The 20,569-nt window shown below is 72.6% G+C and carries 19 protein-coding genes; 15 read left to right on the top strand and 4 right to left on the bottom strand.

Annotated elements, in window-relative coordinates; translation table 11 throughout:
- Positions 1-109: 109 nt before the first annotated feature.
- Both fabG and fabI read left to right on the top strand, forming a co-directional pair.
- Positions 110-829 carry a 3-oxoacyl-[acyl-carrier-protein] reductase gene (gene fabG, locus AB0O19_RS07725; protein ID WP_350887665.1) on the top strand — a complete coding sequence of 240 codons (720 nt, stop codon included), beginning with the start codon at positions 110-112 and terminating at the stop codon, positions 827-829.
- Positions 830-831: 2 nt separating this feature from the next.
- On the top strand, positions 832-1,599 hold the full coding sequence (fabI, locus tag AB0O19_RS07720) for an enoyl-ACP reductase FabI (protein ID WP_063349628.1): 768 nt from the start codon (positions 832-834) through the stop codon (positions 1,597-1,599).
- Positions 1,600-1,678: 79 nt separating this feature from the next.
- On the opposite strand, the gene AB0O19_RS07715 is transcribed toward fabI, so the two are convergent.
- Entirely contained in the window at positions 1,679-2,353 is a 675-nt protein-coding gene (locus AB0O19_RS07715) for a FadR/GntR family transcriptional regulator (protein ID WP_363618523.1), read from the bottom strand.
- A 135-nt stretch (positions 2,354-2,488) separates the two neighbouring features.
- On the opposite strand from AB0O19_RS07715, the gene AB0O19_RS07710 reads away from it, so the two are divergent.
- From AB0O19_RS07710 to AB0O19_RS07700, 3 genes are all read left to right on the top strand, one after another.
- Positions 2,489-3,778 (top strand): MFS transporter, encoded by a 1,290-nt coding sequence (locus AB0O19_RS07710; protein WP_363618521.1) that lies wholly within the window; start codon positions 2,489-2,491, stop codon positions 3,776-3,778.
- A 67-nt stretch (positions 3,779-3,845) separates the two neighbouring features.
- Positions 3,846-3,968, top strand: coding sequence for an SGM_5486 family transporter-associated protein (locus AB0O19_RS07705; protein ID WP_279634939.1), 123 nt, complete (start codon positions 3,846-3,848; stop codon positions 3,966-3,968).
- 161 nt (positions 3,969-4,129) lie between these two features.
- Positions 4,130-4,657 carry a histidine phosphatase family protein gene (locus AB0O19_RS07700; protein ID WP_363618519.1) on the top strand — a complete coding sequence of 176 codons (528 nt, stop codon included), beginning with the start codon at positions 4,130-4,132 and terminating at the stop codon, positions 4,655-4,657.
- A 189-nt stretch (positions 4,658-4,846) separates the two neighbouring features.
- Here AB0O19_RS07700 and serB read toward each other — a convergent pair whose 3' ends face one another.
- Positions 4,847-6,103: a phosphoserine phosphatase SerB gene (serB, locus tag AB0O19_RS07695; protein ID WP_363589438.1), complete on the bottom strand. Its 1,257-nt coding sequence runs from the start codon at positions 6,101-6,103 to the stop codon at positions 4,847-4,849.
- Between the two features lie 212 nt (positions 6,104-6,315).
- Between serB and AB0O19_RS07690 the strand changes: the two genes are divergently transcribed.
- The 3 genes from AB0O19_RS07690 (at position 6,316) to AB0O19_RS07680 (ending at position 10,963) form a co-directional block, all read left to right on the top strand.
- Entirely contained in the window at positions 6,316-8,907 is a 2,592-nt protein-coding gene (locus tag AB0O19_RS07690; RefSeq protein WP_363618517.1) for an FHA domain-containing protein, read from the top strand.
- 228 nt (positions 8,908-9,135) lie between these two features.
- Positions 9,136-10,293, top strand: a complete 1,158-nt coding sequence (locus AB0O19_RS07685; protein WP_363589454.1) for a GAF domain-containing sensor histidine kinase — start codon at positions 9,136-9,138, stop codon at positions 10,291-10,293.
- Positions 10,286-10,963 carry a response regulator transcription factor gene (locus AB0O19_RS07680; RefSeq protein ID WP_363589442.1) on the top strand — a complete coding sequence of 226 codons (678 nt, stop codon included), beginning with the start codon at positions 10,286-10,288 and terminating at the stop codon, positions 10,961-10,963. The genes AB0O19_RS07685 and AB0O19_RS07680 overlap by 8 nt, the downstream gene beginning before the upstream one ends.
- A 92-nt stretch (positions 10,964-11,055) precedes the next feature.
- Here the strand turns inward: AB0O19_RS07680 and AB0O19_RS07675 are convergent, their stop codons facing one another.
- Positions 11,056-11,859, bottom strand: a complete 804-nt coding sequence (locus AB0O19_RS07675; RefSeq protein ID WP_363618515.1) for a hypothetical protein — start codon at positions 11,857-11,859, stop codon at positions 11,056-11,058.
- 148 nt (positions 11,860-12,007) lie between these two features.
- Between AB0O19_RS07675 and AB0O19_RS07670 the strand changes: the two genes are divergently transcribed.
- The 6 genes from AB0O19_RS07670 to AB0O19_RS07645 all read left to right on the top strand — a co-directional run bounded on the left by AB0O19_RS07670 (position 12,008) and on the right by AB0O19_RS07645 (position 17,874).
- Positions 12,008-12,799, top strand: coding sequence for an ABC transporter ATP-binding protein (locus AB0O19_RS07670; protein WP_063349636.1), 792 nt, complete (start codon positions 12,008-12,010; stop codon positions 12,797-12,799).
- A gap of 144 nt (positions 12,800-12,943) precedes the next feature.
- Complete coding sequence (locus AB0O19_RS07665; protein WP_363589456.1) at positions 12,944-13,354, top strand: NfeD family protein; 411 nt, start codon at positions 12,944-12,946, stop codon at positions 13,352-13,354.
- A gap of 10 nt (positions 13,355-13,364) precedes the next feature.
- Positions 13,365-14,414 (top strand): SPFH domain-containing protein, encoded by a 1,050-nt coding sequence (locus tag AB0O19_RS07660; RefSeq protein ID WP_363589446.1) that lies wholly within the window; start codon positions 13,365-13,367, stop codon positions 14,412-14,414.
- A gap of 203 nt (positions 14,415-14,617) precedes the next feature.
- The gene (locus AB0O19_RS07655) at positions 14,618-15,376 is read left to right on the top strand and encodes a sulfite exporter TauE/SafE family protein (protein WP_363618513.1); all 759 of its coding nucleotides are present in this window, start codon (positions 14,618-14,620) and stop codon (positions 15,374-15,376) included.
- Between the two features lie 142 nt (positions 15,377-15,518).
- Positions 15,519-15,824 (top strand): 4a-hydroxytetrahydrobiopterin dehydratase, encoded by a 306-nt coding sequence (locus AB0O19_RS07650; RefSeq protein ID WP_363589450.1) that lies wholly within the window; start codon positions 15,519-15,521, stop codon positions 15,822-15,824.
- 94 nt (positions 15,825-15,918) lie between these two features.
- Positions 15,919-17,874 (top strand): PQQ-binding-like beta-propeller repeat protein, encoded by a 1,956-nt coding sequence (locus AB0O19_RS07645; RefSeq protein ID WP_363618511.1) that lies wholly within the window; start codon positions 15,919-15,921, stop codon positions 17,872-17,874.
- Between the two features lie 34 nt (positions 17,875-17,908).
- Here the strand turns inward: AB0O19_RS07645 and AB0O19_RS07640 are convergent, their stop codons facing one another.
- Positions 17,909-18,451 carry an HNH endonuclease gene (locus AB0O19_RS07640; protein WP_063349641.1) on the bottom strand — a complete coding sequence of 181 codons (543 nt, stop codon included), beginning with the start codon at positions 18,449-18,451 and terminating at the stop codon, positions 17,909-17,911.
- Positions 18,452-18,741: 290 nt separating this feature from the next.
- Here AB0O19_RS07640 and tyrS point away from each other — a divergent pair, with 290 nt between their 5' ends.
- Positions 18,742-20,013: a tyrosine--tRNA ligase gene (gene tyrS, locus AB0O19_RS07635; protein ID WP_063351463.1), complete on the top strand. Its 1,272-nt coding sequence runs from the start codon at positions 18,742-18,744 to the stop codon at positions 20,011-20,013.
- Positions 20,014-20,569: the final 556 nt, after the last annotated feature.

The following is a 20,569-nucleotide window of genomic DNA, read 5'->3' as shown; positions in this document are numbered from 1 at the left end:
CGGTGCGGCGCTGTGGGAGCCCGATGCGCCGACACCGCCGACCGCCCGATAGCGTCACACTGCGTACGCGTTCCGACGTACGTCCGCACACACGGAGAGAGGTGGATCGTTGAGCCGCTCGGTTCTCGTCACCGGAGGAAACCGGGGCATCGGCCTCGCGATCGCCCAGGCCTTCGCCGAGGCGGGTGACAAGGTCGCCATCACCAGCCGCTCGGGCGAGGTGCCCGAGGCCCTGGAGAAGTACGACGTCCTCGCGGTGCGCTGCGACATCACGGACGCCGCGCAGGTCGACGCCGCCTTCACCGAGATCGAGGAGAAGCACGGCGCGGTCCAGGTGCTGGTCGCCAACGCGGGCATCACCAACGACACCCTGCTGCTGCGCATGTCCGAGGAGGACTTCACCTCCGTCCTGGACACCAACCTGACCGGCGCCTTCCGGGTGGTCAAGCGCGCCTCGAAGCTGATGATGCGGGCCCGCAAGGGCCGCGTCGTGCTGATCTCTTCCGTGGTGGGCCTGTCCGGTTCGCCGGGCCAGTCGAACTACGCCGCGTCCAAGGCGGGCCTGGTCGGCTTCGCCCGGTCGCTGGCGCGTGAGCTGGGCCCGCGCAACATCACCGTCAACGTGGTCGCCCCCGGCTTCGTCGACACCGACATGACCGCTGTGCTCAGCGACGAGCGCCGCGCGGAGATCGTCTCGGGCGTGCCGCTGGGCCGCTACGCGTCGCCCGCCGAGGTCGCGTCCACCGTGCGGTTCCTCGGTTCGGACGAGGCCGCGTACATCACCGGAGCCGTCATTCCCGTCGACGGCGGATTGGGCATGGGTCACTGAGCATGACTGGAATCCTTGAGGGCAAGCGCATCCTGATCACGGGTGTGCTGATGGAGTCCTCCATCGCCTTCCACGCCGCCAAGCTCGCCCAGGAGCAGGGTGCGGAGATCATCCTCACCGCGTTCCCGCGCCCGAGCCTGACCGAGCGGATCGCCAAGAAGCTGCCGAAGCCGGTCACCGTGCTGCCGCTGGACGTCTCCAGCGAGGAGGAGCTGGCGGGCATCGCCGACACGGTCCGCGAGCACCTGCCGACCCTGGACGGCATCGTCCACTCGATCGGCTTCGCCCCGCAGGACGCCCTGGGCGGCAACTTCCTGGACACCCCGTGGGAGTCCGTGGCCACCGCGATGAACGTCTCGGCCTTCTCGCTGAAGTCGCTGACCATGGCGCTGCTGCCGCTGATGCAGGACGGCGGCTCGGTCGTCGGCCTCACCTTCGACGCGCAGTTCGCCTGGCCGCAGTACGACTGGATGGGCCCGGCCAAGGCCGCCCTGGAGTCGACCAACCGCTACCTGGCGCGCTACCTGGGCGAGCGGGACATCCGCTGCAACCTGATCTCGGCCGGCCCGCTCGGCTCGATGGCCGCCAAGTCCATCCCGGGCTTCGGCGACCTCGCGGACACCTGGAACCACCGCTCCCCGCTGAAGTGGGACCTGACCGACCCGGAGCCGGCCGGCCGCGGCATCGTCGCGCTGCTCTCGGACTGGTTCCCGAAGACCACCGGCGAGATCATCCACGTCGACGGTGGGCTGCACGCCATCGGCGCCTGACCGCTTCGCCGCACGCCGCTGCCCGGCACCCTCTCGTGGGGGTGCCGGGCAGCGGCGTTCCAGGACGTTCTAGGGCGCCTCAGGCGTCGGCGGGGGTGCACGCGCCGATGGCGCGGCCGGCCTCGACGGAGGCGCGCTGGGCGTCGCCGGCCCGGATGGCGTCGAGGATGGTGGCGTGGCCGATGTAGCGCTCGGGGATCAGCTCGGGGCCGACGTCGTGCCGCAGGTGGGCGCGGGTGACCTCGCCGAGGTCGGCGTAGACGGCGGCCAGCACGTCGTTGTGGGCGGCGGCGACGACGGCCTGGTGGAACGCGGCATCGGCCTGGATGAAGTCCTCGGCGTCGCCGGAGTGCCAGGCGCTCTCGCGGCGGCCCAGCGCGGCGTCCAGCAGGCCGAGGTCGCGGTCGGTGCGGCGGGCCGCGGCGAGGCCGGCCGCGGAGGTCTCCAGGGCGGCCCGCAGCTCGGCGACCTGCGCCTGGTCGGCGTCGGCGAAGCGGCGGTGCATGACCCCGGCCAGCTCGCTGGTGGCGAGCACGTAGGTGCCGGAGCCCTGGCGGATGTCGAGCAGCCCGTTGTGGGCGAGGGCACGGACGGCCTCGCGGACGGTGTTGCGGGCGACGCCGAGCTGTTCGACGAGTGCGGCCTCGGTGGGGATGCGTGAGCCGACGGGCCACTCCCCGGAGGTGATCTGGGCGCGCAGCTGCGCGATCACCTGGTCGGACAGCGGGGTGCGCCTCGGCGAGGACAGCGCCACGGGTACTCCTTGCGGCTACGGTTCGATGGACGGGGCCGGCGGGTGGGAGGGCCGGCGTCCGGTGGGGGAGCGGGTCGGCACATCATGCCAATTCGAAGGTGCGCCGATTCATCCCATCATTCTATGATGGTGCCCATGCCTCCCGCAGCAGACACCACCGCCTCCCCACGAACCGAGGCCCGGCCGCAGACCGAGCGGCCCTCCACGCCCTCCTCCGGCAAGTACCTGGGCTGGCTGTTCGCCGTCGCGATCGCCGCCGCCGCCTTCAACCTGCGCCCCGTGGTCACCAGCCTCGGGCCGCTGCTCGACCAGGTCCGCGCCGACCTCGGGATGAACCCGACGCTCGCCGGGCTGCTCACCGCCGTCCCGTCGCTCTGCTTCGGCCTGTTCGGCTTCGCCGCGCCCTCGATGGCCCGGCGGATCGGCCCGATCGCCGTGATCACCGCCGGCATGGGCGCGATCACCCTGGGCGTGCTCTCCCGCTCCTTCGCCGGCGGCACCGCGGTGTTCCTGCTGCTGACGGCGCTCGCGCTGGCCGGTGTGGCGGTCTCCAACGTGCTGATCCCGGTGGTGATCAAGCGCTACTTCCCGGACAAGGTCGGTCCGATGATCGGCCTGTACTCGATGGCGCTGTCGGCCGGCACCGCGCTGGCCGCCGCCGTCACCGTGCCGATGACCAGCGCGCTCGGCGGCGACTGGCGCTACGGCCTGGGTGTCTGGGCCGGTCTCGCCGCGCTGGCCCTGCTGCTCTGGCTCCCGGTGCTGCTGACCAAGCGCGAGCGCGGCGAGCGCGCGGGCGGGGCGGCCGCCGCCGTCAGGCTGCCGATCACCCGCAGCCGGACGGCCTGGGCGATGGCCTGCTTCTTCGGCCTCCAGGCCACCGGCGCCTACGTGGTGATGGGCTGGCTGCCGAAGATCTTCCAGGACGCCGGCGTCGACAAGGGCACCTCCGGGGTGCTGCTCGCGGTGACCATGGTGATCGGCGTGCCGGTCTCCTTCGTGCTGCCCAACCTGGCCGCCCGCCGCGGCGACCAGCGGCTGTTCGTCGTCGTGCTGGCCGCCTGCGGCATCGCCGGGTACGCCGGGCTGGCGCTGGCCCCGGCCGGCGCGTCGTGGCTCTGGGCGGTCCTGGTGGGCCTGTCCAACTGCGCCTTCCCGCTGGTGCTGACGATGATCGGGCTGCGCGCCCGCACCGCCGGCGGGGTCGCCCAGCTCTCCGCCTTCGCCCAGGGCGTCGGCTACCTGATCTCCATCCCCGGCCCGATCCTGATCGGCCGGATCTACCAGATGACCGGCGAGTGGTACGGCCCGCTGGGCTTCCTGGCGCTGCTGCTGGTGCCGCAGATGCTGTTCGGCCTGCGGGCCGCGATGGCCCGGCACATCGAGGACGAGGCGGTCCACCCCGTGGCGCAGGTCAAGGCCTGACCAAGGGACGGCCAACCCCGAGGGGTCGGTGACCGACGGGCGTGTTCGGGGTGGAAGAATCCCGGACATGCCCGTTCTCGATCCCAACCCGACCGACGGCCGCAAGCAGCTCGGCCAGATCGCCCTGGCGATCGCCGGCATCGTGGTGCTGGTGGCGATCATCGCCTCCGTCGCCGCCGCCATAGGCTGATCCGGTCCATCCCCCCCCCCGCGTAGCATCGCCGTTCACCGGCCACCCCCGTTTATCGGAAGGCCGGACGAACGGCGGATGATGACACCCGCCACCCCTGCGAGTGGCGGCATCCGGGAGCACCGCGCCCCGGAGCGGCTTTTCTGCCAAGCTTGCTGGGTATGAGCGCCGACACGTCCCGCAGGATCATCGTTCTCCGCCATGCCAAGGCCGACTGGCCCAACGGCGTGGACGACCACGAGCGGCCGCTGGCCGACCGGGGCCGTCACCAGGCCCCGGACGCCGGCCGCTGGCTGGTCGACTCCGGCATCAACCCCGAGTACGTGCTCTGCTCCACCGCGCTGCGCACCCGCGAGACGTGGAAGCTGGCGGCGCACGAGCTGCCGAAGCGGGCCCGCAGGACCGTGTACGAGGACCGCATCTACGAGGCCAGCCCCGGCGAGATCATCGCCGTCCTCCAGGAGACCCCGGAGGAGTACGCGGACGTGGTGCTGGTCGGGCACAACCCCGGCGTGCTGGGCCTGACCCAGGTGCTGGCCGGGGACGCGGGCGACCGGGACGCGCTGGAGCGGCTGCGGCTCGGCGGCTTCCCGACGGCGGCGATCGCGGTGCTCAGCTTCAGCGGCTCGTGGAAGGGCGTCGAGCCGGGCGCCGCCGCGCTGGTCTCGTACTACACGCCGCAGGACTGACCCGGTACGGAGCTCCGAGTTCCGTACGGGCTCCGGGGCTCCGGGCTTCGATGACGACGAGGGGCGGGGGGGGCCCGGGGGCGCCCCCCCCCCCCGGGGGGGGGGGGGGGGCGGGGGGGGGGGGGGGGGGGCCCCCGGGGGGGGCGCCCCCCCCGCCCCCCCCCCGCCCCTCGTGTGCGTCTTCGGGCTCTACTCGGTCAGGCTGCCGTCCACCGCGTCGGCCGCCTCGACCTCCTCCCGGGTGATGCCCAGCAGGTACAGCACGGTGTCCAGGAACGGCACGTTGACGGCGGTGTCGGCGGCCTCGCGCACCACCGGCTTGGCGTTGAACGCCACGCCCAGCCCGGCCGCGTTCAGCATGTCCAGGTCGTTGGCGCCGTCGCCGATCGCCACCGTCTGCGACAGCGGCACCTTCGCCTGCTCGGCGAACCTGGCCAGCCAGCGGGCCTTGCCCGCGCGGTCCACGATCTCGCCGACCACCCGGCCGGTGAACTTGCCGTCCACCACCTCCAGGGTGTTGGCGGCCGCGAAGTCCAGCCCCAGCTCCTCGACCAGGTGGTCGGTGACCTGGGTGAACCCGCCCGACACCACCGCGACCTGGAAGCCCAGCCGCTGGAGGGTGCGGATCAGGGTGCGCGCCCCCGGCGTGAAACGGACCTCCGCGCGCACCTTCTCGGTCACCGAGGCGTCCAGCCCGGCCAGCAGCGAGACCCGGGCCCGCAGCGACTCGGCGAAGTCCAGCTCGCCGCGCATCGCCTGCGCCGTCACCTCGGCGACCTCCTCCTCGCAGCCCGCGTGGGCCGCGAACAGCTCGATCACCTCGTCCTGGATGAGCGTGGAGTCGACGTCCATCACCACCAGGCGCTTGGCCCGGCGCTCCAGCCCGGCCGCGACCACCGCGACGTCCACCCGCTGGGTGGCCGCCTCCTGGGCCAGCTCGGCCCGCAGCTCGTCGGTGGCCACACCGGACACGGCCAGCTCGACCGCCGTCACCGGGTACTTGGCGAGCCGGAACACGCGGTCGATGTTGCCGCCCGCCGCGGTGATCCGGGAGGTGAGCGCGGAGACGGCGGCGGAGGTCAGCGGATTGCCGAGCACGGTGACGTGCGAACGGCCCTCGCGGCGCGGCCGGTTGTCGCCGATGCCGGAGAGGATCTCGGCCTGGAGCTTCTGCTCCTCCGCCCAGCGGTGCACGGTGGCCCGCAGTCCGCCCTCGGCGCCGGGAGCGGTGGGCGGGGTGACCAGTGCGCAGAGCGTGATGCGGCCACGGGTCACGACCTGTTCGATGTCGATCACGTCGACGGCGAAGCCTGCCAGGGTGGCGAAGAGGCCGGCGGTGATGCCGGGGCGGTCCTTGCCGAACACCTTGACGAGCAGGGTGCGCTCGTCCGCGGTCCGGGGCTGGGCGGCGGGGAGGGGCTCAGCGGCCAGGGGCGATGCGTTCATGGTGCCTCCCACGCTACCCGCCGGCCGGCGGGCCCAGAGCACCCGTCCCACGTCGCGGACGGGTGCCGGGTAGCAGCCTGGTCACAGTCACCCGGGGCGGCTTTTATCGGCGGTCAGCAGGCTGGAATGATTCCCCCCGTCAGTTTCGGAAACATCGCACCCCTGGTCGGGGGCACAATTCGGGGGAACCGAGAGAGCGGGGCAGGCGCGCAGTGCCGCAACTCGTCATCGATATCAACGGACAGCAGCGGACTCTGGAGCCCGGGCGGTCCTACACCATCGGGCGCAACCCGCAGTCGGACTTCCCGTTCGACGACGCCAGGGTCTCCTGGAACCACGGGACCATCACCTTCAACGGCAGCGGCTGGCAGCTGGACGACCACGGCAGCACCAACGGCACCTACACGGCCGGCGCCCGGACGACGCAGGCCCAGCTGTTCCCCGGCGCCGTCGTCAACCTCGGCAACCCGGAGAACGGACCCCGGCTCGGCTTCTCCGCGCCCGCCCACGCTGCCCCGCACGCGGCCGCCCCGCAGGCTCCCGCCTGGCACGAGGCCGCCACCAGCCGCAGCGCCGCGCCGGCGCCCCAGCCGCCGGCCCCGCAGCAGGGCTGGTCGCCGCAGGCCCCCTACCCGCCGCAGCCCGAGCAGGCCTGGGCGGGTCGGCCCCAGCCGCCGTTCCCGCAGCAGCAGCACCCGTACCAGCCCCAGCCCCAGCCCCAGCTGGGCGGCTTCCCGCAGCAGCAGGCCTTCCCGCCCGGCCCGCAGGACGGCGACGGCCCGCAGCCGACGATCATCCGCAACCTGACCGCCGCCATGCGCACCGTCCGGATCGGCCGCGCGCTCGACAACGACGTCGTGGTCTCCGACCTCCAGGTCTCCCGCCACCACGCCGAGCTGCGCCAGCTCCAGGACGGCCGCTACGAGATCGTCGACCTCGGCAGCCACAACGGGATCTTCCTCAACGGCCAGCGGGTGCAGCGCCAGCTGATGGGCCCGCAGGACCGGCTGACCGTCGGCCACTCCAGCTTCGTCCTGGTCGGCGACCAGTTGCAGGAGTTCGTCGACACCGGCGCGGTCTCCTTCTCCGCCCGCCACCTGACCGTCGAGGTCGAGCACAAGGGCGCCAAGAAGATCCTGCTCGACGACGTCAGCTTCGGCGTCCCGGAGAAGTCCCTGGTCGCCGTCATCGGCCCGTCCGGCTCCGGTAAGTCGACCCTGCTGCGCGCCCTCACCGGCTACCGCCCGGCCGACCGCGGCGAGGTCCTGTACGACGGCCGCAACCTCTACAAGCAGTTCGCCGAACTGCGCTCGCGCATCGGCCTGGTGCCGCAGTCCGAGATCCTGCACAAGGAACTCACCGTCCGCACCGGCCTCAAGTACGCGGCCCAGCTGCGCTTCCCCGGCGACACCGAGGCGCGCGAGCGCGCGGCCCGGATCGACGAGGTGCTGTACGAGCTGCGCCTGGACAAGCGCGCCGACAACAAGATCACCGCGCTCTCCGGCGGCCAGCAGAAGCGCGTCTCGGTCGCCCTGGAACTGCTCACCAAGCCGTCGCTGATCTTCCTGGACGAGCCCACCTCGGGCCTCGACCCGGGCATGGACCGCGAGGTCATGCAGATGCTGCGCGGTCTCGCCGACGACGGCCGCACCATCCTGGTCGTCACCCACTCGGTGGCCGAACTCGCGCTCTGCGACCGGCTGCTGGTGATGGCGCCGGGCGGCGCGGTGGCCTACTTCGGCCCGCCGGACGAGGCGCTGCACTTCTTCGGGTACGAGACCTGGGCGGACGTCTTCCAGGCCTTCGAGAACTACCCGGACCACGACTGGGCCGGCCGCTACCGCGGCTCGGTGCACTACCAGCAGTACTCCGCCCCCGACGTGGAGTCGGGCGAGGTGCAGCACGCCCAGGTCGCCCAGGAGGCCGTCCGGCCGCCGAAGCCGCAGAGCTGGGGCTCCCAGCTGTGGACGCTGATGCGCCGCTACATGTCGGTCCTCGCCTCGGACCGCGGCTTCCTGGCGCTGTCGGTGCTGCTGCCCGCCGTCATCGGCGCGGTCAGCGTGCTGGTCCCCAACGGGGCGGGCCTCGCGCCCAATCCGAACACGCAGCTCCACCTCAACAGCGGGGCCGCGACGATCATCATGATCCTGGCGATCGGAGCCTGCTTCTCCGGAGCGGCCAACTCGGTCCGCGAACTGATCAAGGAACGGGCCATCTACGAACGGGAACGGGCCACCGGGCTCTCCCGCTCGGCGTACATGATGTCCAAGATCATCGTGCTGGGCTTCTTCAGCGTGATCCAGGGCGCCATCGTCGCCGCGGTCGGCTTCCTGCCGCGCAAGCTCCCCGAGCACGGTCTGATCGTCAAGGACCTGCCGATCATCGAGATGACCATCGGCATGATCCTGCTCAGCTTCACCGCGATGATGTTCGGCCTGATGATCTCGGCCCTGGTCAAGACCGCCGAGAAGACCATGCCGCTGCTGGTCATGTTCGCCATCATCCAGGTCGTCTTCACCGGCTGCCTGTTCCAGCTCTTCGGCAAGCCCGGCCTGGAGCAGGCCGCCTGGCTGATGCCGGCCCGCTGGGGCACCGGCATCGTGGCCACCACACTGGACCTGTCCAAGCTCATGGGCCCCTGGAACAAGGACTTCCAGAACCCCCAGTACGACCCGCTGTGGACCGCCAGCGTCGCCCAGTGGGCGATCGACGCGGGCGCGCTGATCGCGATCTCGATCGTCATCGGCGTCATCGTCACCCGGCTCCAGCGCCGCCACGAGCCCGAGGTCATGCAGAAGGGCTGACCCCCTTCGCCCCGCCCGACGAGGGGCGGCTCTCCCATCACCCGGAGAGCCGCCCCTCCTCCATTGCGCGGGCCCCGAGACCTAGGTCCCCGGACCTGCGCCCACCCCGGCCGCGGACCGACGCGGCGGCGCCCGCGGCGGCGGTAGTTTGGCGGTATGCCCAGCACGCCCAGCGACCACCGGAGCCCGGCCGGTCCGCACCTCGACCTGCGCGGCCCGGCCCGCCCGATGCCCGGCTGCGACCCCTGCCTGGCCGGCATCGAGGCGGTCAGCCAGGCGCTGCTCGCGATGAGCCGGCACCTGGAGGTCCGCGAGGTGCTGCGCCGCATCACCGCCTCCGCCCGCGACCTGCTCGGCGCCGAGTACGCGGCTCTGGGCGTGCCCGACGACCACGGCGGCTTCGCCCAGTTCGTCGTCGACGGCGTCACCGACGAGCAGTGGCGGGCGATCGGCCCGCTGCCCCGCCAGCACGGCGTCCTCGCCAAGATGCTGCACGAGACCGGCCCCACCCGGCTCGCCGACGTCCGCAGGGCCCCGGCCTTCGGCGGCTGGCCGGCCGCCCACCCCGAGATGGACGCCTTCCTCGGCATGCCCATCCTGGACGCCGAGGCCGCCGAGGACGAACCGCAGGTCACCGGCGTCATCTTCCTCGCCAACAAGCGCGGCGGCGGCCTGTTCACCGACCACGACGAGGAACTGCTGCGGATACTCGCCGCGCACGCCGCCCTCGCCCTCTCCAACGCCCGCCTGTACGAGCGCAGCCGCGAGCTCACCCTGGCCGGCGAACGCGCCCGCATCGCCCACGACCTGCACGACGCCGTCGCGCAGAAGCTCTTCTCGCTGCGGCTCACCGCCAAGGCCGCCGCCACGCTCGTCGACCGCGACCCGGCCCGGGCCCGCGCCGAACTCGCCGAGGTCGCCCGGCTCGCCGCCGAGGCCGCCGACGAACTGCGCGCCGTCGTCGTCGAACTGCGCCCCGCCGCCCTGGAGGAGGACGGGCTGAGCGCCACCCTCGCCTCCCAGGTGCAGGTCCTCGACCGGGCCCACACCGCGGACGTCGCCTTCGCCGCCGACGGCGTCCGCGCCCTGCCGCCCGCGCAGGAGGCCGCGCTGCTGCGGGTCGCCCAGGAGGCGCTGCACAACGCGCTGCGCCACTCCGGAGCCGGCCGCGTCACCGTCACCCTGGCCGGCACGCCCGCGCGCGGCGCCGTGCTGCGGGTGCGCGACGACGGGCACGGCTTCGACCCCGAGTCCGTCCGCCGGGCCGGGCGCCACCTCGGCCTGGCCTCGATGCGCGACCGCGCGGCCGCCGTCGGCGGCACGCTCACCCTGGAGTCCGCCCCCGGCCGGGGGACGCTCGTCGAGATGGAGGTCCCCGGTGCCTGACAACCCGCCTGACAGCACGCCGTCGATCCGCGTCCTGCTGGTCGACGACCACCAGGTGGTCCGCCGCGGGCTGCGCACGTTCCTGGAGGTCCAGGACGACATCGAGGTGGTCGGGGAGGCCGCCGACGGGGCGGAGGGCGTCGAGCGCGCCCGCGAACTCGACCCCGACGTCGTCCTGATGGACCTCAAGATGCCCGGTGTCGACGGCATCGAGGCGCTGCGCACGCTCAAGGGCGAGGGCAGCCGGGCCCGGATCCTGATCGTCACCAGCTTCACCGAGCACCGCACGATGGTCCCCGCGCTGCGGGCCGGCGCCGCCGGGTACGTCTACAAGGACGTCGACCCGGAGGCGCTGGCCGGCGCGATCCGCTCGGTGCACGCCGGCCACGTCCTGCTCCAGCCCGAACTGGCCGAGGCGCTGCTCGCCGACGACGGCCCCCGCGCCCCGCAGGGCCGCGGCGGCACCCTCACCGAACGCGAGCGCGAGGTCCTCGGCCACATCGCCGACGGCCGCTCCAACCGGGAGATCGCCCGCAGCCTGCACCTGTCGGAGAAGACGGTGAAGACCCACGTCTCCAACATCCTGATGAAGCTGGACCTGGCGGACCGCACCCAGGCGGCCCTGTGGGCCGTCCGCAACGGCGAGGCGCGGGACGGCGGCCCGTCCTAGCGGTCCGCGTCCTGAGCGGGCCCCGTGTTCGGCGGGCCCCGTGCTGAGCGGGCCCCGTGTTCAGCGGTCCTCGTGCTGAGCGGCTCCCGTGCTCAGCGGTCCTCGCGCTCGTCGACCAGCGCGTTGTACGCCGCCACCTGCGCCCGCCGGGCGGTGCGCCGCAGCGGCGCCAGCACCGCCTGCCGCGCCGCCATCTCGGAGGCGCTGACCGCCGCGCCGTGCCCGCCCGAGGCGATCGCCAGCAGCGCCGACACCTGCCGGGCCGACTCCAGCACCCGCACCGCACGCGGCGGGTACCCGGGCGCCAGGAGTTCGGCGTGCCCGCGCCGGCGGTACGCCTCCAGCGCCCGCAGCGCCTCCGGTCCGGCGCCCGCCACGTCCAGTCGGGTCAGCAGGAGCGTCGCCTCGCGCAGCCCGTCGGCCAGCTCCCGTTCGGCCTCGTGCAGCGACGGGACGTCGGCCGGCGGTGTGTCGTTGGTCTCAAGGCAGCGCCACAGCACCGTCGCCGAACGGTCCCCGGCCGGGCCGAACACCTCCACCTCCGGCACCAGTCCGAGCGGGACGCCCACCGCCAGCACCGCCTCCCCGACGCCCATCGCCGCTTCGTTGAACGGTGCCGGACCGGTCAGCCCCAGCGGGTGCCCGGCGGACGGCAGAGCCAGTCGCAGGCCCTTGACCCCGAGCACCCGGAGCCGTCCCAGCGCCCAGGTGAGGCCGTGCCGTTCGCCCGGCCCGTCCCCGGGCAGCCCGGTCACCCGGTGGCTCTCGTCGTCGCCCAGCACGGCCGCCGCGGCGTTGTCCGGCGGCACCAGACCGGCCAGCAGGGCGTTGCCCCACGCGGTCAGCCGCCCCGAACGGGGTTCTTCGTACGGATTGTCGGGAGGAGTCGCGAGCATCCGGCCAGCCTACGGAATCGGCGGTCATCCGCGTGGCGTAGGTTTGCCCATGCGTGTGCGGCGCACCCACCCCGTGCCCACCGGCTGCCGGAGTAGGCTCGCCGCCCGCACCGACGGCCGAAATTCTTGTATTGGGGAAGGCGTAGGCATGAGCGACGTGCTGGAGCTGGTGGACGTATCCGTGGTCCGGGAGGGACGCGCGCTGGTCGACCAGGTCTCGTGGTCCATCTCCGAGGGGGAGCGCTGGGTCATCCTGGGCCCCAACGGCGCCGGGAAGACCACCCTGCTGCAGATCGCCGCCACCTACCTGTTCCCGACCGCGGGCAAGGTGTCGGTGCTGGGCGAGAAGCTGGGCGAGGTCGACGTCTTCGAGCTGCGCTCCCGGATCGGCCTGGCCGGCGCCGCCATGTTCGACAAGCTGCCGGCCGAGCAGACGGTGCTGCAGACCGTGCTGACCGCCGCCTACGGCATGACGGTCAGCTGGCAGGAGACCTACGAGCAGTTCGACGAGTCCCGCGCGCTCGCGCTGCTCGACCGGATGGGCATGTCCAACCTCACCGGCCGCAAGTTCGGCACCCTCTCCGAGGGCGAGCGCAAGCGCACCCTGATCGCCCGCGCCCTGATGACCGACCCCGAGCTGCTGCTGCTCGACGAGCCCGCGGCCGGCCTGGACCTCGGCGGACGCGAGGACCTCGTCCGCCGGCTCGGCGCGCTCGCCCAGGACGAGTTCGCCCCGGCCATGGCGATGGTCACCCACCACGTCGAGGAGATCGCGCCGGGCTTCACCCACGTCCTGATGATCCGCCAGGGCAAGGTGCTCACCGCCGGTCCGATCGACACCGAGCTGACCGCCCGCAACCTCTCCAAGTGCTTCGGCCTGCCGCTCACCCTGGAGCGCCACGGGGACCGCTGGTCCGCGCAGGGCCTGCCGCTGGGCTGAGCCCCCGTCCGCGCCTCGCACGCTCCGATGTCGTCGGGTTTCCGGGGACCGGTCGTACGCGCGACCGGTTTCCGCCCCTCGACCTGCGGGAACTGTCCGCCTCGAAGGCCCTTCGCTCCCTAGGATGGACACGTGGACAGCTGGATCTGGTGGCTCCTGGCCGCCGTCGGGCTCGGCATACCGCTGGTGCTGACCGCGATGCCGGAGTTCGCCATGTTCGCGGTCGGTGCGCTGGCGGCCGCCGGCGTGGCCGGGCTGGGCGGAGACGCGGTCTGGCAGACCCTGGTCTTCATCGCGGTCTCGGTCTCGCTGCTGGTCTTCGTCCGCCCGATCGCCTACCGGCAACTGCGGCAGGGCCCGCACATCAAGATGGGCATCGAGGCGCTCCAGGGCGCCACCGCGGTCGTCGCGGAAACCGTCGACGGGGAGGGCGGACGGATCAAGCTGAACGGCGAGATCTGGTCGGCCCGCGCGCTCCACCCGGACAGCGTGTACCAACCGGGGCAGCAGGTCGACGTCGTCGAAATCCAGGGCGCGACCGCCCTGGTCATCTAGGGGAGAGTCCGTGGAACCCGTCCTTATCGTTTTGGTCGTCCTGGTCGTGGTGGCCTTCATCGCGCTGATCAAGACGATCCAGGTCATCCCGCAGGCCAGCGCCGCGATCGTGGAGCGCTTCGGCCGCTACACCCGGACGCTCAACGCAGGCCTGAACATCGTCGTCCCGTTCATCGACCGGGTCCGCAACCGGATCGACCTGCGCGAGCAGGTCGTGCCGTTCCCGCCGCAGCCGGTGATCACCCAGGACAACCTGGTGGTCAACATCGACACGGTGATCTACTACCAGGTCACCGACCCGCGCGCGGCCACCTACGAGGTCGCCAGCTACATCCAGGCCATCGAGCAGCTGACCGTCACCACGCTGCGCAACATCATCGGCTCGATGGACCTCGAATCCACCCTGACCTCGCGCGAGGTCATCAACGCCGGTCTGCGCGGCGTCCTGGACGAGGCCACCGGCAAGTGGGGCATCCGGGTCAACCGCGTCGAGCTGAAGGCGATCGAGCCGCCCACCTCCATCCAGGACTCGATGGAGAAGCAGATGCGCGCCGACCGTGACAAGCGCGCCGCGATCCTCACCGCCGAGGGCCAGCGGCAGGCCCAGATCCTCAAGGCCGAGGGTGAGAAGCAGGCCGACGTGCTCCGGGCCGAAGGTGAGGCGCAGGCCGCGGTGCTGCGCGCCGACGGTGAGGCGGCCGCGATCCGGACGGTCTTCGAGGCCATCCACGACGGCGACGCCGACCAGAAGCTGCTCGCCTACCAGTACCTGCAGACCCTGCCCGAGCTGGCCAAGGGCGACTCCAACAAGCTGTGGATCATCCCCAGCGAGGTCGGCGACGCCCTCAAGGGCCTCGGCGGCGCCTTCGGCGGGCTGACCGGCAACCCCGGCGTCAACGGCGGCGCGGTCGCCGCCCCGAGCGTCCCGCAGGCGGCCCCCGCGGCCACCCAGGTGCCGCTCGACCCGGCGGCCGGCCCGCGCCCGGTGGACACCGAGAAGGGTGCCGCCCGCCCCCGGGTGGACCCGGCCCGCGAGTACCGCAAGATCGACCCGGAGTGACCGGCTGAACCGTCCGGCCCGGGGGCCCGCCACCGCACGGTGGCGGGCCCCCGGCGTGTGGCGGTCGTGGCGGTCGTGGCGTGTGGCGGTCGTGGCGTGTGGCGGTCGTGGTGGTGCGTGTCCCGAATCGTGGGCGGCCCTGGTCCGACCGGTGGGCCGTCCGGCATGATCCCCCCGGACAGGACCGAGAGGAGAGGTGACCCATGACGCTCTGGGAGGGCATCGCCGTCCTGGTGGCGGGCGTCGGTGCCGGGATGATCAACGTGATCGTCGGCTCCGGCACGCTGATCACGTTCCCGGTGCTGCTCGCCATCGGGATTCCGCCGGTCACCGCCAACGTCTCCAACACCTTCGGCCTGGTGCCCGGTTCGCTCAGCGGCGTGATCGGCTACCGCCGCGAGCTGGCCGGCCAGGGCCACCGGCTGCTGCGCCTGGGCACCGCCTCGCTGCTCGGCGGGCTGGTCGGCGCGCTGCTGCTGATCAGACTGCCGAACGGCGCCTTCGACGCGATCGTCCCGGTACTGATCCTGCTCGCCCTCGTCCTGGTGGTGATCCAGCCCAAGGTCGCCAAGGCGGTCGCCGCCCGCCGCCGCCCCGACGGGGACCCGGACGGCGGCCTGCTGCTGTTCGTCGGCGTCTTCCTCACCGGCATCTACGGCGGCTACTTCGGCGCCGCGCAGGGCGTCCTGCTGCTGGCGCTGATGGGCATGCTGCTCCAGGAGGACCTGCAGCGGATCAACGCCGTGAAGAACGCGCTGGCGATGGTCGTCAACGGCGTCGCCGCGCTGTTCTTCCTGTTCACCTCCACCGTCAACTGGGCGGCCGCCGGCCTGATCGCGGCGGGCTCGCTGGTCGGCGGCCTGCTCGGCGCCAAGGTCGGCCGCCGCCTGCCGCCGGCCGCGCTGCGCGGGATCATCGTGGTGGTCGGCCTCGCCGCGGTCACCAAACTGCTGCTGAGCTGATGAGCTGAGCATCCGTCGGGGGACGCCCGCCGGGGGGCTGCCCGTCAGCGGCTGTGTCGTCCGGTGCGGAGGGCCCCGGCTCGGTATGTTCCTCGCAGTGCACGCCTGACCGGACGACGAGACGACGAACGGAAGAGCTTCGATGAGCAGCAGGGCACGGCTGAGCGAGGACGAGATCACGGCGGCCCTGGCCGCACTGCCGCGGTGGACCAGGGAGGGTGACAGCGTCGTCCGCGTGGCCGACGCCCCCGACTTCCCGGCGGCGATCCGGGTGGTCGTCGCCGTCGCCGAACAGGCCGAGGCGCTCGGCCACCACCCCGACGTCGACATCCGCTGGCGCACCCTGCGCTTCGTCCTCTCCACCCACAGCGCGGGCGGGCTGACCGGCCTGGACTTCACCCTGGCCGCCCGCATCGACGAGGCGCTGAAGGCCGAGTCCGCGGGCTGACCTCCCCGACCCCCCGAGGCCGGGGCGGCGCGCTCGAACGGGCGTGAGATGCTGACTGCCGCATCGGCAGGCGGCTCGGGAGGGACGGGAACGGATGGCGCAGGAGCCCTTCGGAGACGCCCAGCAGCAGCCGTGGTACCCCCCGGGCCAGCAGGCCTGGCTGGGCGGCGGGCACCAGGAGCCGCAGCCGCAGGACCACCCGCAGCAGGAGTACTGGCAGACGGCGGCGGGCTACGGGCAGGGCGGGTACGGGCAGGGCTCGCCGTACGGACAGGACCCGCAGCAGGACGGGCAGGGCTCGCCGTACGGACAGGACCCGCAGTACGTCCAGACCGGCTACGTCCAGACCGGGTACGCCGAGACCGGGTACGCCGAGGGCGGCTACGTCCAGGGCGGCTACGCCGAGGGGCAGTACCAGCAGTACCAGCCGTACCCGGACCACGGGCAGCAGCAGTACGCGCCGTACGCCGTCCCGGAGCAGCCTGCGGGGGAGGGGCTGTACGTCCCGGTGGGGGCGGAGTACTCGGCCGACGGGTACGTGCACATCGAGGACGCCGAGCCCGTTCCGGTGGAGCCGTCCACGGCGCCGGAGCCCGAGCCGGACACGACGCCCGAGGCCGCGCCCGTCGCGCCGTCGCGGGCTGTCGCCCGTCGGGGCAGGTCCCCGAAGGCAGGCTCCTCGACGGCGGGCTCTTCGCTCTCGGCCAGGGCCCGCGCCGCCGCCGGGGCGGTGCTCACCGGCGAGCACGTGCCCAGCCGGCGGACCCTGCTGGTGCGCACCGGAGCCGGGGTGGCCGCGCTGGGCGTGCTGGTCGCGGCCGGTCTGATGGTCGGGGCCGAGGGCGGCGGCAGCGCGGCCGCGAGCAGCGGCGGGGAGCCCGGTTTCGCCGTCGCGCACACCAAGGTGTGGTCCGCCCAGCCCGCCGCGTCCGGGTCGTCGGGTGACGACACGCTGGTCGGCAGCTGGCTGCTGGCCGATGCGGTGGTCCGCGCCGACGCCGCCGGTGTGCGGGCCTACGACCTCGCGGCCGGCAAGCCCGTCTGGTCGGTCGAGCCACCGGCCGCCGGGGCCGTCCCGTGCGGGCTGTCGGCGGGGGTCAACCAGGCGGGGCTGGGCGCGGTGCTGTTCCGGGCCCAGGCCGACCCGAAGAGCCCGTGCACGCTGGTCGCCGCCGTGGACACCAAGACCGGCAAGACCGCGTGGACGAAGACCGTCTCGGACGCCAAGGGCGCGTACGGCGCGCGGATCGGCGTCACCGAGGACAAGGTGATCGCGGTCGGCGACGACCGGGCGGTCGCCTGGGAGTCCGCGGACGGCAAGGACGTCTGGCAGTACACCGGGCAGGGCAAGTTCTGCACCCTGTCCGGCGGCGTGACCGGCAAGACCGTGCTGGTCGCCTCCTCCTGCGCCGACTCGACCCCCGCCGACCAGGCCGTCGCGCTGAACACGGCGGACGGCAAGGTCAGTTGGTGGCGCGGCCTGAACAACCGCCCGAAGACGGTGACCGTGTTGTCCGCCGAGCCGTCCGTCGTCCTCACCACGGGCGAGAAGCCGGAGGACGACCGGGTGTTCTCCTGGGGCGCGGGCGGCGACCCGGCCGCCGAGATCCCGGTGGTCGGCGACGGCGGCCGGCTGGACGTCGGCCACGGCACGTTCTCGGCCACGCCCGAGGTGTTCTTCCAGAACCGCACGATGGTCACCACGCTCGTCCCGGCGAACGGCGGCGGACCGGCCGCGGCGGTCGGTTACGACCTCGACACCGGCAAGCAGCGCTGGAAGGCGCCGACCGCCGCCAAGGGCACCGTCCGGGCGGTCGGCGTCGACGGCGGCGCGCTCGTGCTCGCCGCCGACGAACGCCGCGACCAGCCCGCCCGCCTCAGCCGGTTCCCGCTGGCCGGCGGCCAGGAGGCGACCGGCGGCAACTTCCCGCAGGGCACCGGTTCGCTGCTGGTCTCCGGGCGGGTGCTGATCGGCGGCGGGCGGGTGGTCGTGATGCCGGAGCACTCGGCCAACTACGGCACGGCGGCGGGCTACCAGGCGAAGGGTTAGCCCGGGCCCCGTAGGGCGCGGCTCGCGGCGGCGCTCACGCGGCCGGGACGGCTGTCGGAGCGGGCTGGCCCGGCACGGCCGGCAGCCAGTCGGCCAGCTCCCGGGCCTCCGAGCCGCGCAGGCCGAGCGCCAGCATGAGGGTGGCCTGCGGGGTCGGCACGAACGGCCGGCGCAGCAGCCTCATCCCGGCCTGTTCGGGTGTCCGGTCCGCCTTGCGCTGGTTGTCCTCCGGGCACGCGGCCACGGTGTTCAACCAGCTGTCCTCCCCGCCGCGCGACCTGGGCTGCAGGTGGTCCACCGTGGTGGCCCGCCGCCCGCAGTACGCGCACAGGTGCTGGTCCCGGGCCAGGACACCCCGCCGCGACCACGGCGCCTGTTGTCGGAACGGCACTCTCACGTAGCGCTGAAGCCTGATCACCCGGGGCACCGGGATGCTGACGCCCGTCCCCCGGACCGTGCGCAGCGGATGCGCCTGCTCCACCACCGCCTTGTCCTGGAGCACCAGGACGACGGCGCGCTGGAGCGACACCGTCGTCAGGGGCTCGTAGCTCGCGTTCAGAACCAGCGTGTTGCGCACTCGGCACACCCTTCCCGCGGGCGTGCCACGGCGGCACGACCGTCTCCACACACGTCACTGCCGCCGCACGGCGGTGACACCACTCTGAACGGGCCCACAGCCGACGAACAACGGAATTTCCGGTATCGGGCAGGCGCCGGAGCGGCCGGGGGAGGAGTGCGGCACGACGCTCGGGGAAAACCCGCTGGCCCCGACCGCGTAGGCTCTACCACGCTGGAGTCGCACCGACCCGGGGTCCGAGAGAACGGGCCGCCACCGGGCGGGCGCCCGATCGAAGGAGAAGCGTGACCGTGACGGACATCGTCGACGAGCTGCGGTGGCGGGGGCTGATCGCCCTGTCCACCGACGAGGACGCACTGCGCAAGGCGTTCGCGGACGGCCCGGTCACGTTCTATTGCGGCTTCGACCCGACGGCCCCCAGCCTGCACCTCGGCAACCTCGTGCAGATCCTCACCATGCGCCGCATCCAGCAGGCGGGAAACCTCCCGCTCGGCCTGGTCGGCGGCGCCACGGGCCTCATCGGTGACCCGAAGCCCACCGCCGAGCGCGTCCTCAACGACCCCGAGACGGTGGCCGGCTGGGTCGAGCGGCTGCGGGGCCAGATCTCGCGCTTCCTCGATTTCGAGGGCCCCTACGCGGCGCGCATGGTCAACAACCTGGACTGGACGTCCGGGATGTCGGCCATCAGCCTGCTGCGCGACGTGGGCAAGTACTTCCGCGTCAACAACATGATCGCCAAGGAGGCCGTCGCCCGACGGCTCAACTCCGACGCGGGTATCAGCTACACCGAGTTCAGCTACCAGATCCTGCAAGGCATGGACTACCTGGAGCTGAACCGCCGCTACGGCTGCACCCTGCAGACCGGTGGCAGTGACCAGTGGGGCAACCTGACCGCCGGCACGGACCTGATCCGCAAGGCCGACGCCAAGTCCGTGCACGCGCTGGCCACGCCGCTGATCGTCAAGGCCGACGGCACCAAGTTCGGCAAGACCGAGTCCGGCACGGTCTGGCTCGACCCCGAGCTGACCACCCCGTACGCCTTCTACCAGTTCTGGCTGAACGCGGACGACCGGGACGTCCCCAACTTCCTGCGGATCTTCAGCTTCCGCTCGAAGGAGGAGATCGAGGAGCTGGAGCGCGAGACCACCGAGCGCCCCGCCGCCCGCCTCGCCCAGCGAGCCCTCGCCGAGGAGCTCACCACCCTCGTCCACGGCGCCGAGCAGTACGAGCGCGCGGTCGCCGCGTCCAAGGCGCTGTTCGGCCAGGGCGACCTCGCCGACCTGGAGGCGCCGACCCTGGCCGCCGCCCTGGCCGAGGTCCCGAAGGCCGAGGTGGCCGAACTCCAGTCGGTGGTCGACCTGTTGGTCGCCGTCGGCCTCGCACCGAGCCGTTCGGCCGCCCGCCGCACGGTCAAGGAGGGCGGCGCCTACCTCAACAACGTCAAGGTGACGGACGAGGAAGCGGTGCCGGCCGAGGCCGACCTGCTGCACGGTCGCTGGCTCGTGCTGCGCCGCGGCAAGCGCAACCTGGCGGCGGCGGAGCTGGTTCCGGCTACGGCGTGACCGAAACACGACGCCGCTGAGCTGCGGCTTCGACATACGAGGGCGGGATCCAGCCGGATCCCGCCCTCGGTGTTTGACGATGTCGTCCGGGTGGCCTAGTGTTGAACGAGTCGCTGATGCGGCCATCCCACTCTGCAGGACCCACCCTCACCTCGATACCCATTCACATGGGTTTGTTGGCGTTCCCGTCAACCGTGGTGAGTGTGAATTTCGGGTGACAACCGAAATGCGCTAATGTGGAGGCCGTCGCGGAAAGCGGCCCGGCCAGTTCGGGAAATCGGATGAATGAAACTCCGGAAAACGGAGCGGAAAACATCTGGTAAGCTGGAAACACGAAAGAACGAAGCGCCCGGAGGGCCCGCTGGAAGGCGGTCCGAAGGAAGTGTCCGTTCCTTGAGAACTCAACAGCGTGCCAAAAGTCAACGCCAGATATGTTGACATCCCCGGCCTCAGAATCTTCTGGGGTTGGAGATTCCTTTTGAAGTAAAACACTAGCGAGGACGCAGTGCGCGGGACCGCCCTATTCCGGTGGTTGCCGTGCCGCTCAACGCGAGTG

Origin of the sequence: Kitasatospora sp. NPDC091276, from assembly GCF_040684355.1 — a bacterium.
Classification (GTDB): Bacteria; Actinomycetota; Actinomycetes; order Streptomycetales; family Streptomycetaceae; genus Kitasatospora.
The sequence above is the reverse complement of the archived record's forward strand: the minus strand, read 5'-3'. Positions and strand labels throughout refer to the sequence as shown.

Coding starts and splice junctions, on each gene's coding strand:
- AB0O19_RS07700 (WP_363618519.1), top strand. CDS start 4,130: ATGAGCGCCGACACGTCCCGCAGGATCATCGTTCTCCGCCATGCCAAG.
- AB0O19_RS07650 (WP_363589450.1), top strand. CDS start 15,519: ATGAGCAGCAGGGCACGGCTGAGCGAGGACGAGATCACGGCGGCCCTG.
- AB0O19_RS07670 (WP_063349636.1), top strand. CDS start 12,008: ATGAGCGACGTGCTGGAGCTGGTGGACGTATCCGTGGTCCGGGAGGGA.
- AB0O19_RS07710 (WP_363618521.1), top strand. CDS start 2,489: ATGCCTCCCGCAGCAGACACCACCGCCTCCCCACGAACCGAGGCCCGG.
- AB0O19_RS07645 (WP_363618511.1), top strand. CDS start 15,919: ATGGCGCAGGAGCCCTTCGGAGACGCCCAGCAGCAGCCGTGGTACCCC.
- AB0O19_RS07705 (WP_279634939.1), top strand. CDS start 3,846: ATGCCCGTTCTCGATCCCAACCCGACCGACGGCCGCAAGCAGCTCGGC.
- AB0O19_RS07655 (WP_363618513.1), top strand. CDS start 14,618: ATGACGCTCTGGGAGGGCATCGCCGTCCTGGTGGCGGGCGTCGGTGCC.
- fabI (WP_063349628.1), top strand. CDS start 832: ATGACTGGAATCCTTGAGGGCAAGCGCATCCTGATCACGGGTGTGCTG.
- AB0O19_RS07685 (WP_363589454.1), top strand. CDS start 9,136: ATGCCCGGCTGCGACCCCTGCCTGGCCGGCATCGAGGCGGTCAGCCAG.
- serB (WP_363589438.1), bottom strand. CDS start 6,103: ATGAACGCATCGCCCCTGGCCGCTGAGCCCCTCCCCGCCGCCCAGCCC.
- AB0O19_RS07675 (WP_363618515.1), bottom strand. CDS start 11,859: ATGCTCGCGACTCCTCCCGACAATCCGTACGAAGAACCCCGTTCGGGG.